Raw genomic sequence first — 13,117 nt, 5'->3', positions numbered from 1 at the left:
CAATTAATTTTTTATTGAACTAATAAAAATTTCTCTAACCTGATAAGAACTTCTTGCCGGCTTCTTTTCCCCTTCCGCAATAATCCTGAGGGGACCTTTTTCCTTTGACAAAGGTTTCCCATCTACAGTATCTGCAATAATGACATTTTTATCCTGAATGGAAGCGTCCAGCTCTGCCAGTGAAAATAAAACCTGATAACCATCCGAACATTTTATCAGTACATATTTTGAAAGGTTTTCGGCTCCATGAAGTGCTTTTCCGGACGGAATCCCTGCCCTTTCCAAAACTTCCATGACAGGGACTCCTGTAAAGGTATGGGAGCTTCCGTCTTTATCCCTCAGTACAGCATCTTTTCGGGGCATTTTTGAAAGATCGGATAAGCTTAAATCCAAAGGATGGGCAACTTCACCTGAAACTTTTAATTGAAATGCCGTCTGAGCCGATAGCAATCCACAAAAAGAAAATATGAAAACAAAAAACAGTCTTCTCATGATTATAATCTGTTTAAACAATAAAGTATTTTAAACATTACTCCACACTTGTTCCGGCTGCAGCAATCACATGGTCATCAATCTTTTTAAAAATATCGGGATCATGTTTCCGGATTTTAATGCGGACATATTTGGAAGCCGGCATATTGGCTCCGTTAACTACATTATTGATGGACACCAAAACATTGGTTTCCGGGAAATAGGTCATGGTGCTTTTTTGTGGAATAGGATATTTTACGACAATAAAAAGCGGTGCGATCCTTTCGATACCATCATCATAGTTGAAAAGATCTACATGATCACCTTCTTTGAGGCCTGCCTTTTCAATATCTTTTTCATTCATCATCACAACCCTCCTTTCATTGAAGATCCCGCGGTAACGGTCATTTAAACCATAAACAACCGTATTGAACTGATCATGTGTTCTGGTTGTTCCCATCAGATATTCGTCATCTGCAAGCGAATTATCCGGTACAGCGGTAATATTGAAAGCCGCTTTCCCTGGGTAAAATTCACTGTTGAAAACACCATCTCTTGGTCCGTTCGGAAGATAGAAGCCTCCTTTTTGTACTACCCTTTTGTTATAATTTTCAAATCCGGGAATACATTGCTCAATATCGTGACGAACGGCATCATAGCTGTTAATAAACTTATCCCAATCCACAACTGAGCGTTCCCCTAACACCGCTTTCGCCATTCTGCAGGCAACATGGGTTTCATTGATCAGGTTTTTTGAAATAGGATCGAGAACCCCTCTTGACCATTCCACGACACCCATTGAATTTTCTGTGCTTACATGCTGAAGTTCCCCATTGATCATATCTTTTTCACTTCTGGAGATGACCGGTAAGATCAAGGCTTCCTTCCCATGGATAAGGTGGTTTCTATTTAATTTTACTGAAACAATCACAGACATTTCAAGACTGCGCATCGCTTCTGCTGTAAAAGTGGTATCTGGTGCAGCAGAAAGAAAATTACCTCCCATGCAGAACATAAATTTCACTTTACCTTCATGCATCGCTTTGAGTGCATTTACAACATCATATCCACCTTTTCTTGGTACTTCAAAGCCGTAATATTCCTGCAGCCTATCCAATTGTTCCTTTGTTGGATGATGGTTAATAAGTAACGTCCTGTTACCCTGAACATTGCTATGCCCTCTAACCGGACACGCACCTCCACCCTGAATTCCTATACTTCCTTTCATCAATAGGAGATTCACAATATTGTAAATCATTTCCACACCATTATGCTGCTGTGTAATTCCCATTCCCCAACAAATGATAATCCTTTTTTTTGAGGCAATCATTTGTGCAGCTTCTCTCAAGCTCTCAACCGGAATACCACATTCTTCCGATAAAAAGTTGAGATCATATTTTTTTAATTCCTCAACCAATTCATTAAATCCGGCGGTTTTGTTCGCTATAAAATCCTGGTCAAGAACTTTTCCCGGATTTTTAGCTTCTTCTTCCAGCACAAGAATTTGCAGTGCTTTTAAAAGCGCCATATCTCCATTAATCCTAACAGGAAGATACAGATCTGACAATTCATATGGTTTATTGAGCAGAGCCCGAACATCCTGAGGATTTTTGAATCCTTTTAATCCGGCTTCGGGAAGCGGATTGACAGCCATAATTTTTGCTCCGTTTTTCTTTCCTTTAGTTAGGGCGGAGAGCATTCTTGGTGAATTGGTCCCGGGATTCTGCCCTATGATTATGATAAGATCCGTGTCGTAGAAGTCTTCCAACTTTACGGTTCCTTTTCCAATACCTATACTTCTTGATAGAGCATAACCGGAAGTTTCATGGCACATATTAGAACAGTCCGGAAAATTATTGGTTCCGAATTCTCTGGCAAACAACTGGTAAACCCATGTTGCTTCATTACTTGTTCTTCCGGATGTGTAAAATATGGCTTCGTCGGGTGAGTCCAGAGCGTTTAGTTTTTCAGAGATTTTCTTAAAAGCATTATCCCAGCTGATTGGCTGATAATGCGTTCCTCCTTTAGGCAGATACATAGGCTCCGCTATTCTTCCCAACTGGCTGATTTCAAAATCTGTCATCTTTGCCAAATCATATACCGAGTTTTCTTTGAAAAAGTCAGCCCCGATCTTTTTTGAAGTCGCTTCTTCTGCTAAGGCTTTTGCCCCGTTTTCACAATATTCACCCAATCTGGAACGTTCGTCATCCGGGTCTGGCCACGCACAGCTTGGACAATCGAAACCATCAAACTGATTCATACTGAAAAGAGCTCTCCCTCCACGAAGAACAGAGGCATTCAGCACCAACTGATCCAATGAATGAACAACTGCAGGAACTCCTGCTGCCCATGCTTTTGGCGGTTTCAGCTTCAGATCCAGCAGTTTATAAGGTGGTTCTGCAGATGGCAATCTGCTGTCCTCTTTTTTATTGAATATATCTTTGTTTTCCATGATTTCTACATTTAAAAAGATGAAAAATTAGCATTTTATGTTCGGGTTGGGATAATTGTCACTTTGGTCTTCCACTGTATTATCAATACATACAAAATCTTTTTCTATCAAGAGTTTGATTTTTCCGGTCTGCCCTTCAAAACCGACTCTATCCGTGGAAATCCATTCCGTAATCATTGTTGCCGGCATTTTCAGAACAATCCTGTTTTCAATGAAAGCCGCCGAGAGATCCACATCTTCTGTTCTTTCGATAGAGTAAATAAACGGACGGTCCACAAATTCCGTAAAGCTGGAGATCATTCCGTCTTCTCCCAATTTTGCCACTTCGGATTGGGTAAGACGAAATCTCAACGAGTTATCTTTAATTCTTATTTTCATAATACATTTTCAATTTTAAAATGGCTGCCGGAATGGTAAATATTAAACCGGTTGTCCCGGAGAAAGCCTAATAAAGTGATATCAAATTCTTTTGCCAGATCTACCGCAAGGCTGGAAGGAGCTCCTATTGCTGCAACAATGGAAATACCGGCCATTGCCGCTTTCTGAATAAGCTCAAAACTGGCTCTTCCACTCAACACCAAAATTTTATCATGAAGCGGCAGAAGCCCTGCTGATAATGCATGACCGATGAGTTTATCCAAAGCATTATGTCTTCCCACATCTTCACGCAACGCCAGAAGGTTACCTTCCCGGTCAAAGATACCGGAGGCATGTATACCGCCTGTAGTACTAAAATTATTCTGGAAAGACTGTAGCTTTTCAGATAATTGATACAAGGTTTCCAGAGAAACCTCTATATTTTCTTTTGTCTGGTTATGAAAAGAACTCACTGTTCTTATAGATTCTATGGATCCTTTTCCACAAACCCCACAGCTGGAAGTAGTATAAAAGTTCCTGTCAGCATGCATAAGGTCAGGAATAAAACCTTCTGCAAGTTCAACAATGATAATATTTTCGCTGTTCCTGGCACATTCTGCCTGAGGAGCGTATATGCTTTCAATTTGTTTACGGTCAAAGATAATCCCTTCCGTAAATAAAAAGCCAGCAGCCAGCTCTGCATCATTACCAGGTGTTCTCATTGTTACAGATATATTCCTCGATTCTTTTTTATCTGCTAAATGATAGACCACCCTTATTTCTAAAGGTTCCTCAACAGAAACATCATCCGTATATTGGAAACTGCTGTTGTCCTTAACTTTGACGATTTCTATCTGCTTTACCGATTTATTTGATAACAGATGGGCTTTCATAATTTAATAATTGATACTTAAAGATACAAAATTTTATTCCTCAAATTACGGGTGCGCTGAAACCCACTCTTCTCCATTATCAAAAATTTCTTTTTTCCAGATGGGAACCGTTTTTTTTATATTTTCAATAATATAGCTGCACGCATCAAAAACAGTATTCCGGTGACCATCGCTCACCACGATTATCACTGCTGCATCACCAGGAAATAAAATTCCTGTACGGTGATGAATTACAATATTTTTTACCGAAAATAAGGAAATAGCTTCATCTGCTATTTTCCGCATCTCTTTAACCGCCATAGATTCGTAACATTCATATTCCAAACGGATGACAGCCTGGCCTTTCGTATGATTTCTTACCGTTCCTACAAATGACGCAATCCCTCCGCATGCAGGATCGGAAGCAAGGGTAAAGCAATTTGTAAGATCCAGTATATTTTCTGTTATTTTAATATCAACCATAAGTGTTACCCTCCGCTTACCGGAGGGATTATTGCTATTTCGTTAGAGACTTCAATGATCTGATTGTCCTCCGCATATTCATCGTCAATGGCAATAAAATAGGATTTTAATTTTTTAAGCTCCGGAAAAGCTTTCTCCAGAAATTCCTTGAGTACTTTGACGCTTGCTCCTTCATTTATTTCTATTTTTTTTTCTGAACCTCCGAAAATATCTTTCGTTATTCCGAATGCTAATATTTTAATTATCATTTTTACATTTAGCTTTTTACCAATATTTTATTAAAACATTTATCCCGGCCACCAGTATCAAAATAGCGGTCATTCTTTTGATGACCAAAGGATTCCATTTAAGGGACATTCTGGAACCTACCTGTCCACCGATAAATACGGCAAAACATAAACTCAGAATTCTGAAATAATCCATATCGGCAGAGAGTTTGGATAACTGTCCGAAAATCCCTGACACTGAATTAACCAGGATGAAAACACTTGATGTTGCTGCAATTTTTCGTGGAGTATCCCATTTCATAAGGTTTAAGAGAGGGGAAAGAAAAATTCCCCCACCAATGCCTACCAATCCAGATAAAAATCCTATTCCACCTCCCAGAAGTCCGTTTTTGAATAGAGAAGTGCCCGTACGTTCCGGGTGATCTTCTCCATTTTTTAAATCTGTTCTTATCCAAAGCAACAATGCCGCAATGATTAATGTAATCCCTAATATCAGAAAAAAGGTTTCCTGGCTTATTTTTAAAACCGCTCCCAGGAATGCCATAGGAACACTTACAATGGTAAGCGGTATTATTTTCCTCCAGTCCGTCTGGTTATTTCTGATGTAAATGAATACCCCTCCAATGACCACAATAACATTACAAATAAGTGCCGTTAAGCGTATTTCCTGGTAAGGAAGGTTATACATGGCAAGAACTGCAAGATAACTGGATCCTCCGCCAAAACCCACGGAAGAATAAATGAAAGCGATGATTAAAAAAAACAAAAAGATCTCCCAATGCCCCATATATTTTGCAGAAATTAATTTTCTTACAATAATACTCATTTTTAAGGCGCCATCCACGGTTGTTACATAAAGTTTCTGCTACAATTTGTGAGAAGAATGTTGTAAATTGTTTATTTAATGTATTGATTGTTTTGTGAGCAGATGATTTTGTCCATTTTTTACATTTAATAAATATTAACCATACTTACCATATAAAAGTAATTTGATTGACCTGCATTGCAAAACAAAAAATCCCTTATACATTTAACATAATGATTAAAAGCCTTATAGCAAGTCTTTCGTTTAATTAAAAAATATTTTATTGATTTTTATTTTTATAATTCAAAAAAACTCTATATATTTGCACCCACAAAAAACGAGGTAAAATTCGTTTCAGATGACCTTTAATCGGGGCGTAGCGTAGTCCGGTCATCGCGCCTGGTTTGGGACCAGGAGGTCGCAGGTTCGAATCCTGCCGCCCCGACTTTTTCAAGGGTGCGTAGCTCAGCTGGATAGAGCATCTGCCTTCTAAGCAGACGGTCAAAGGTTCGAATCCTTTCGCGCTCACTTTAAGACTCACAATGAAAATTGTGAGTTTTTTTGTGTCCTATAATTTCAATTAATACACAACAAAGGATAGAGCATCCCGATTTCAATCGGGACGGTCAAAGGTTCGAATCCTGAGTTTTTTTGTGCTCTATATTCACCATATTTTTATGTCATAAAAACACTGATTACATACTACTTAACCTTCTAAAATTTTCAAAGAGACAAATATTTTATCGGGCAATCCATCCATTTAATTGCAGCAAAAACCAATAAACCCTAAATTTGTTTTCTCTATATTAATTCAATGAAAAATTTTAAATTCATTATCGCAAACTGTTTGTTTGTGTTGGTATTATCTTGCAAAACAGCAGCTCCGGTTTCAAACGTTTCTGTCCAGGACGGTCCTTATCAAAATCTTGGGCGTGACGGAAAAATATACGCTGCGTTTTATCAGCAACGGGCAGCAGAATACGAAGCACTTTGTCTCCAGGCATATAATATAGCCAGGCTCCGTTTGGATGAAGCTTTACTACAAAAATCGGAAAAACCTTTAGCTATTGTTTCAGATATTGATGAGACTTTTTTAGATAATTCTTATTATGCCGTTGAACGTTCTAAGATGGGAAAGGGTTATGACCAGGCTACCTGGGAGGAATGGACCGCTAAGGGAATTGCAAAACCGCTTACGGGCTCTCAGGAATTTTACCAATATGCCGCTGACAAGGGTGTTCAGGTATTTTATGTAACCAATCGTTTGGAGCAGGAACGTGCAGGAACAGTAAAAAACCTGAAAAAATACAATTTCCCGCTTCAAAATGATACTAACCTTATCCTCCGTGCAAAGGAGAGCAGTAAAGAAAACCGAAGAGCTGATATTGCTAAAGATTATAATATTGTTTTATTGTTGGGAGATAATCTTTCTGACTTCTCCGGCATATTCGACAAAAAATCAGAAACAGAAAGGTCTGCTGCAGTAAAGAATTCAGCAAAGGATTTCGGAAAAAAATTCATTATCATTCCTAATGTTGGTTATGGTGATTGGGAATCTTCATTTTATAACTACAAATATGATTATACTGACCAGCAGAAAGACTCAATGATGTATAATGCAGTAAAAACTACTCCTTAAAATAAGAAAATCTTTTTTACAGTTTTATCTATACCGATAAACAACAAAAAATCCCGCTGTAAACCAGCGGGATTTTTATTTTAGTTGGTAAGAAGTTCCATTCCAGAGATAAGTTTTTGAGGAATATTTTTTCTTTTCCCTGTCTTTTTCATCCTTTTCCATTTCCTCCATTTTGAAGATAATACTATTAGGGGCTCCTCCTTTATCATTGGGAAATATAAAATTTTCACTGTGATAATAAACATCGGCATCTCCAACATTCATCAGCTGCGGCAATGCAATTAACTTTTTATCTTTAAACAATACATATTGATCGTAGCTGGCAATACCACACGCTTCCCCGGAAACCGCAGCTTTTAGGGTAAGCTCTACATTTTGCAGTTTATGGTTGCTTTCTAAGGTAAAATTTCCATAGCTCAATTCTTCCCCACGTCCTGTATTAAAGAAAACCTCATCTACAAGGGTATTACCTTCAAGCACTTTAATACTGGCTATATTTTGTTTAAAATTTTCCCCTGATCTTTTATCCTTTCTGTTTTCAGTTTTTGAAAGACCAAAAAGAAAATCATATCCGTTTTTATTTCTGTATCCTACACAAAGATTTCCGCCCCAGATGTACCCTTCAGCAACATGTTCTCCCTTCTGATAGGATATTTTATACCAGTTGGAAGACCTTTCTCCTAATTTTAAAACAATTTCTTCTTTCTTAAGAATAAGAATCTGCTGATTGGTTTGCAAAGAGTCGAGAATTTGTGCATCTACTTTAGGCTCTTGCCTTACCCTCGTCCAATCGGTAAATATTTTTTGTGTTTTATTTTCCTGAAAATTAAAAACCCCGTAAGGGTATTCCTCCTCCTGTGCTGAAAAGAACTGCAGAAGACCCAAAAATAAAACAGTGAAAAGAGATTTCATACAATAATTTTATATTCTTATTTTTCAAGCAATAAGCTTACCCACTCTTCTCTCTGCAGCTGTTTTTTTAACTCAAGGTTATTTGCCTTACATACTTCAAGAATATCATCTACATCGAAGAAGCACAATCCTGACAGCAATAATTTACCCCCGTTATTTAAAACAGAAACATAAGTAGGAATATCTGAAATCAAAATGTTACGGTTGATATTCGCCAAGATAACATCATAATGCTCTTTTCCTAGATTCTCTGCGGTTCCCTGCTCAATATCAAGGACAACATTATTTCTTTCAGCATTTTCTTTAGAATTTTCAACAGACCATTCATCAATATCAATAGCTTTCACATCATCAGCTCCCTGTTGCTTTGCATAAATAGCCAATACTGAAGTTCCGCAGCCCATATCCAAAACCTTTTTACCATGAAAGTCAATATCCATCATTTGCTGGATCATGAGATGGGTTGTAGGATGATGTCCGGTTCCGAAAGACATTTTAGGCTGGATAATGATTTCATGCATTCCGGGTACGGAATCATGAAATTCAGCTCTGATCAAGACTTTATCATCAATATTAATGGGTGAGAAATTTTTCTCCCATTCCTCATTCCAGTTGATGTTTGGCATTTCCTGGAAAGTATATTCAATTGTTACATTTTCATTTTCAAAAAGAGGCAGTGCCTTCAATTCATTTTCATTAAATAAATCTTTCTGGATATAACCCAGAATCCCTTCCAATTCTTCCGTAAAACTGTCGAAGCCTATTTCGATAAGCTCTGCCATTAATATTTCATTCCATGGTTGAAGCGGAGAAATTCTGAAGTTGAATTCTAAATAATTTTGCATGTGATCAATTTGGTACAAAAATAAAGAAAAGCGGGTTAAAACCCGCCTGTATTCATATAAAATAAATCATTCAGCAAATAGCTCATCTATCTGTATTGCTAAAGATCTTTTCTTATGGATTTGTAGAGAAAATAGAACCGTTTGCAATTAATGCTCTTCTGTTCATTTTCAGGATATCTCTTACCCATTCTGCGAAATCTTCCGGCTGAAGAACTGTTTCAGGGTTTCCATCTGTTAATCCTCCCTGAATGCTCATATCGGAAGCAATAGTACTTGGCGTTAAGGTTACGACACGGATATTCTGCTTTCTCCATTCTGCCATCATGGATTGTGAAAGAGAAATAACGGCTGCTTTTGAAGCTGCGTAAGCTGACATATTTCCTCCTCCTTTTAAACCGGCCGTGGAAGCAACGTTTACGATATCTCCTTCTCCCTTTTCTTTCAGAAACGGATATACTGCTTTTGCCGCATAATACACCCCAAAAAGATTGGTTTTAATAACCTGTTCCCAGGTTTCAGAAGGCATTTCTTCGATCGTTCCAAAATCTCCGATTCCGGCATTATTGATTAAAATATCTACACCTCCAAGTTCTTTTACTAAAGATTCGATACCTGCTTTTACTGCTGATTCGTCATCAACACTGAAAATAGCATACGCCGCATTGACCCCAATATTTTTAATTTCTTCAACAGTCGCTTTTAAGTTGGCTTCATTTCTGCCTGTAATGGCAACATTCACTCCTTCATTTGCCAAAGCCAAAGCAACTGCTTTTCCTAAGCCTCTTCCACCACCTGTTACAATGGCATTTTTTCCTTTTATGTTCATAATAATACTTTTTCGTCATACAAATTTACGAAAGCATATTTTGTTTAAAGATGAATCATGTGAATGTTTTTCGACGATATTCTTTAAAATAAAACCGGCTTACAGAAGCCGGTTCTCAGAAAGTATAGTAAAAAAAGAATAAATTAAGGAATAAGCACGGGCTCTTTCACTTCAAATTCTTCAGAAGCTGAAAACTGGTTTCCATACATATCCATAGCTCTCACTTCCACCTTGTGCTTCCCTAGTGCTAATTTATTAGTAAATCCACCGATCCATATGTGTTTTGCCATTTCAGGATTTGAGGGTCTTCTTCCCGGGAAAAGATTCTGTGTGGTATCCCATTTGAATACGGACAAAGCAAAATTAGGATCGATCGTTTCGTCATACTCCATATCTTTCCATTCCGCATTATCTATCCTGTACTCCACTTTATCTTTTTTACTCCCCATAAAGAAGTTGGCAAGAATTTTAGCTGATGTTTTTGATGGATAAGGAATGACCTTCGGAACATACAACTTGATCTGATAGTCATCAGGTTTACCGGCTGTTTTGTATTTAACTTTATACTGGTTATCCGCAAAACTTATGAATGAATATCCTTTGGCTGTTCCGTCTCTCATCGTAGAAGTAGGCAATCCCATTTCATCAGGAGTTCCGGAATACCAGTCACCACAAGTTGTTCCTACATTATATTCATGAAGGTCTTTGGCTCCATTCCAACCTGCTTTTTTGCCATAAAAGATCTGCTGTTGGATATGAGTATGTGCTGATAAAAGAAGCGCGTTAGGAAAAGGGCTTAAAAAATCAAACAATTTCTGACGGTCCGCATTTCTGAAATTATCTTCATTACTATGTTCCAACGGAATGTGGAAAGAGATCACAATCAGTTTGTTTTTATCCACCAGCTTCAGGTCATTTTCAATGAATTGCAGCTGATCATTTCGGAATCCTCCCCAATATCCTTTTCCGTCTCTCGGATCCGGATAAAGAATATCGTCTAAAATAATAAAATGTACATTCCCGTAATTAAAAGAATAATTGGCAGGTCCAAAATTAGCTTCAAAAGTTTCGTCTGAAAACTGATCTTCCTTTGCATCATAATTCATGTCATGATTTCCCATTACATTGTACCATGGTAAACCAATCTCTTTCATGACATCAGCATACGGTTTCTGAAGGCTCAGATTATCTCCTACAAGATCTCCAAGACTGATTCCCAGAACCGCATTCTTTTTTGTGTTCTTTACTTCATTTACAATTCCTCTTTTGAAATAATCCAGTTCTTTCTCTGTGTAAGGCTGAGGATCTCCGAAAACCAGGATATCAAAGTTTTTATCCTCCTTTTGTCTGTACAATGCAAAGTTGAGCTCTTTTGGTAACTCCCCTGTCGGCAGCGTTCCTTTGTATTTAAAATCCGAAGGAGATCCTTTTGGTTTGTAATGATAGTAATATTGAGGTAAATTATTACTATTAACAGGTGTCATGTAACCCGATGGTTTGATCACAAAAATGGTTTGATTTTCACTAACCGGTAAGCTATATCTTCCATTTTTATCTGTTAAAACAACCTGGGCACCGTTAGATACCGCTACTCCTTCGATTCCTTTCTCACGGCTTTCTTTTTTTTGATTTTTATTCATGTCTTCGTACACATAGCCGGATACGGAAGTTTGTGACCATGCCATTGCTGAAATCAGAAGGCATGGCATTAATAATTTAATATTCATAGGATGATTTATTTTTATTAAGATGTATTACTTCAGGTTTTTATTAGTTATTCCACCAGGTTTTAATATTGATATTATCTCCTCCCATCTGCTGAACAGCAGCCTGATAGTTTGCTGTATTTAAAACTTTTGGATTAGGTGGATACATCAACCTTTGGGGCAGATTCCCATTGTTAAGGAGACCTCCATTATTGGGAAGTACAGGAAAACCGGTTCTTCTCTTTTCAAACCATTGTTGCTGATCTACAAAGAACAATGCAATATATTTCTGAAGCATAATCCTGTCGATATTTCCATTATAAGCGACATTCGGATTCGCAAAATAATTTGCAGGTACAACAGCTCCCCATTGTTCTATTGCAGCCTTTACCCCATTTTCATAAAAGGTCTGGGCATTTCCCTGAATGATTCCTTTGTTTGCTAATTCCGAAAGGATGAACTGCAGTTCTGCATAAGGATAAATGAGAATATTCAGCGGAGCTTTTGCTAGATTCTGATTCATATTGGACGGTTGATAACTGAATATCGTTCCATAAGCATAACCTGATGGAGCACCTTTATACCCTATATTCTGCTGGCTGGTAATATCTTTAGCCTGGCCGAAAAACATAGCCAGACGTGGATCGTTATTCGCTTTCAGAGCTTCTACAAAAAATTCCGAAGCCGCTCTTCCTGTAGTAAAATCCTGAGGCCTTGCAATAGGAGGAAGAAGTGGTGATACTCCTGTAATATTGAGCTTTGCTGTCTCATTGTTATTTTGAAAGAGAGGATATGTGGCAGGATCATTTACAATCTCCTGAATTCGCTGATGAACATTTACTTCTCCGTTTTTCTTCAGGATTCTTGTCAGCAACCTCAACGACAAAGAATTACAAAACTTCTTCCAGTTTATAATCCCATTTGCATCCGATTCTGCCTTATAGAAAAGATCATTCCCTGTAAGTGGCTTATTGGTAATAAAAAGTGCATTGGCTGCTTTCAGATCATCCAGCAATCGAATATAAATGTCTTTTTGTTTATCAAATTTAGGCTGTGATATCCCATCGTCTAATCTTGAAGCTTCAGTAAAGGGAATATCACCATAGGTATCTGTAAGATTGGAATAAATCCAGGCATTTAATACCATAGCAATAGCCTGATAATTCTGATCTTTTTCTACTATTGCTGCCTCTTTCAGGTCTTTTACCTGTTTCAGCCATTTATATGAGTTATTCCAGAATCCGGCTCCTGTATTTTCGGTAAGATAATACCGGCTCAACGAATTTCCTTCATTCGGAAAATCAAGTGACACCTGCATAATGTCAAACGTAAAATCATTGGCCCGCATGTAATTAACGGAAGCCATGTTATATTGAATAGGAACAAGTAATTTAGCCGCTACCGGATCACTTATCCTGCTTTCGTCAATATTTACTTCATCAAGACTTCTGCTGCAGGAAACAGGGAAAAGACCTATTCCCGAAATTAATAATATGTTGAGTAATAATTTTTTCATGATTTT

General features: G+C 37.7%; 13 protein-coding genes and 2 tRNA genes. 3 read left to right on the top strand and 12 right to left on the bottom strand.

Annotation, left to right across the window (positions count from 1 at the left end):
- Positions 1 to 3: 3 nt before the first annotated feature.
- Genes AC0INN_RS00135 through AC0INN_RS00105 form a run of 7 tightly spaced genes read right to left on the bottom strand, consistent with a single transcriptional unit; the run spans position 4 to position 5,688 of the window.
- Positions 4 to 492, bottom strand: a complete 489-nt coding sequence (locus tag AC0INN_RS00135; protein ID WP_273650900.1) for a molybdopterin-dependent oxidoreductase — start codon at positions 490 to 492, stop codon at positions 4 to 6.
- A 37-nt stretch (positions 493 to 529) separates the two neighbouring features.
- Complete coding sequence (locus AC0INN_RS00130; RefSeq protein ID WP_306611119.1) at positions 530 to 2,923, bottom strand: FdhF/YdeP family oxidoreductase; 2,394 nt, start codon at positions 2,921 to 2,923, stop codon at positions 530 to 532.
- A gap of 27 nt (positions 2,924 to 2,950) precedes the next feature.
- Positions 2,951 to 3,301 carry a DUF7009 family protein gene (locus AC0INN_RS00125; RefSeq protein ID WP_273650897.1) on the bottom strand — a complete coding sequence of 117 codons (351 nt, stop codon included), beginning with the start codon at positions 3,299 to 3,301 and terminating at the stop codon, positions 2,951 to 2,953.
- Positions 3,298 to 4,173 carry a formate dehydrogenase accessory sulfurtransferase FdhD gene (gene fdhD, locus AC0INN_RS00120; RefSeq protein WP_306611117.1) on the bottom strand — a complete coding sequence of 292 codons (876 nt, stop codon included), beginning with the start codon at positions 4,171 to 4,173 and terminating at the stop codon, positions 3,298 to 3,300. The genes AC0INN_RS00125 and fdhD overlap by 4 nt, the downstream gene beginning before the upstream one ends.
- 45 nt (positions 4,174 to 4,218) lie before the next feature.
- The gene (locus AC0INN_RS00115; RefSeq protein WP_172276526.1) at positions 4,219 to 4,635 is read right to left on the bottom strand and encodes a molybdenum cofactor biosynthesis protein MoaE; all 417 of its coding nucleotides are present in this window, start codon (positions 4,633 to 4,635) and stop codon (positions 4,219 to 4,221) included.
- A 5-nt stretch (positions 4,636 to 4,640) separates the two neighbouring features.
- The gene (locus AC0INN_RS00110) at positions 4,641 to 4,883 is read right to left on the bottom strand and encodes a MoaD/ThiS family protein (RefSeq protein WP_273650895.1); all 243 of its coding nucleotides are present in this window, start codon (positions 4,881 to 4,883) and stop codon (positions 4,641 to 4,643) included.
- A gap of 16 nt (positions 4,884 to 4,899) precedes the next feature.
- Positions 4,900 to 5,688 (bottom strand): sulfite exporter TauE/SafE family protein, encoded by a 789-nt coding sequence (locus AC0INN_RS00105; protein WP_273650894.1) that lies wholly within the window; start codon positions 5,686 to 5,688, stop codon positions 4,900 to 4,902.
- Positions 5,689 to 6,037: 349 nt separating this feature from the next.
- Between AC0INN_RS00105 and AC0INN_RS00100 the strand changes: the two genes are divergently transcribed.
- From AC0INN_RS00100 to AC0INN_RS00090, 3 genes are all read left to right on the top strand, one after another.
- A tRNA-Pro gene (locus tag AC0INN_RS00100) sits at positions 6,038 to 6,112 on the top strand.
- Positions 6,113 to 6,121: 9 nt separating this feature from the next.
- Positions 6,122 to 6,195 (top strand) — tRNA-Arg (locus AC0INN_RS00095).
- A 286-nt stretch (positions 6,196 to 6,481) separates the two neighbouring features.
- Positions 6,482 to 7,306 (top strand): 5'-nucleotidase, lipoprotein e(P4) family, encoded by an 825-nt coding sequence (locus AC0INN_RS00090; protein ID WP_273650893.1) that lies wholly within the window; start codon positions 6,482 to 6,484, stop codon positions 7,304 to 7,306.
- Between the two features lie 75 nt (positions 7,307 to 7,381).
- Here the strand turns inward: AC0INN_RS00090 and AC0INN_RS00085 are convergent, their stop codons facing one another.
- The 5 genes from AC0INN_RS00085 to AC0INN_RS00065 all read right to left on the bottom strand — a co-directional run bounded on the left by AC0INN_RS00085 (position 7,382) and on the right by AC0INN_RS00065 (position 13,111).
- Positions 7,382 to 8,218, bottom strand: a complete 837-nt coding sequence (locus AC0INN_RS00085) for an SH3 domain-containing protein (protein WP_306611113.1) — start codon at positions 8,216 to 8,218, stop codon at positions 7,382 to 7,384.
- A 17-nt stretch (positions 8,219 to 8,235) separates the two neighbouring features.
- Positions 8,236 to 9,063, bottom strand: coding sequence for a 50S ribosomal protein L11 methyltransferase (prmA, locus tag AC0INN_RS00080; RefSeq protein WP_172276514.1), 828 nt, complete (start codon positions 9,061 to 9,063; stop codon positions 8,236 to 8,238).
- A 112-nt stretch (positions 9,064 to 9,175) separates the two neighbouring features.
- Positions 9,176 to 9,889 (bottom strand): 3-ketoacyl-ACP reductase, encoded by a 714-nt coding sequence (locus AC0INN_RS00075; protein ID WP_172276511.1) that lies wholly within the window; start codon positions 9,887 to 9,889, stop codon positions 9,176 to 9,178.
- Between the two features lie 143 nt (positions 9,890 to 10,032).
- Positions 10,033 to 11,616: a calcineurin-like phosphoesterase C-terminal domain-containing protein gene (locus AC0INN_RS00070; protein WP_273650890.1), complete on the bottom strand. Its 1,584-nt coding sequence runs from the start codon at positions 11,614 to 11,616 to the stop codon at positions 10,033 to 10,035.
- Between the two features lie 43 nt (positions 11,617 to 11,659).
- A complete protein-coding gene (locus tag AC0INN_RS00065; RefSeq protein WP_273650889.1) occupies positions 11,660 to 13,111 on the bottom strand; it encodes a SusD/RagB family nutrient-binding outer membrane lipoprotein in 1,452 nt (483 codons plus the stop codon).
- Positions 13,112 to 13,117: the final 6 nt, after the last annotated feature.

The sequence above is a fragment of the Chryseobacterium subflavum genome, from assembly GCF_055762745.1.
This window is presented reverse-complemented; position numbering and strand designations above follow the sequence as displayed.

Bases quoted from the DNA above. Each gene is read 5' to 3' on its own strand.
- AC0INN_RS00075 (WP_172276511.1), bottom strand. From the start codon at position 9,889: ATGAACATAAAAGGAAAAAATGCCATTGTAACAGGTGGTGGAAGAGGC.
- AC0INN_RS00115 (WP_172276526.1), bottom strand. From the start codon at position 4,635: ATGGTTGATATTAAAATAACAGAAAATATACTGGATCTTACAAATTGC.
- fdhD (WP_306611117.1), bottom strand. From the start codon at position 4,173: ATGAAAGCCCATCTGTTATCAAATAAATCGGTAAAGCAGATAGAAATC.
- AC0INN_RS00125 (WP_273650897.1), bottom strand. From the start codon at position 3,301: ATGAAAATAAGAATTAAAGATAACTCGTTGAGATTTCGTCTTACCCAA.
- AC0INN_RS00090 (WP_273650893.1), top strand. From the start codon at position 6,482: ATGAAAAATTTTAAATTCATTATCGCAAACTGTTTGTTTGTGTTGGTA.
- prmA (WP_172276514.1), bottom strand. From the start codon at position 9,063: ATGCAAAATTATTTAGAATTCAACTTCAGAATTTCTCCGCTTCAACCA.
- AC0INN_RS00065 (WP_273650889.1), bottom strand. From the start codon at position 13,111: ATGAAAAAATTATTACTCAACATATTATTAATTTCGGGAATAGGTCTT.
- AC0INN_RS00070 (WP_273650890.1), bottom strand. From the start codon at position 11,616: ATGAATATTAAATTATTAATGCCATGCCTTCTGATTTCAGCAATGGCA.
- AC0INN_RS00105 (WP_273650894.1), bottom strand. From the start codon at position 5,688: ATGAGTATTATTGTAAGAAAATTAATTTCTGCAAAATATATGGGGCAT.
- AC0INN_RS00130 (WP_306611119.1), bottom strand. From the start codon at position 2,923: ATGGAAAACAAAGATATATTCAATAAAAAAGAGGACAGCAGATTGCCA.
- AC0INN_RS00135 (WP_273650900.1), bottom strand. From the start codon at position 492: ATGAGAAGACTGTTTTTTGTTTTCATATTTTCTTTTTGTGGATTGCTA.
- AC0INN_RS00085 (WP_306611113.1), bottom strand. From the start codon at position 8,218: ATGAAATCTCTTTTCACTGTTTTATTTTTGGGTCTTCTGCAGTTCTTT.
- AC0INN_RS00110 (WP_273650895.1), bottom strand. From the start codon at position 4,883: ATGATAATTAAAATATTAGCATTCGGAATAACGAAAGATATTTTCGGA.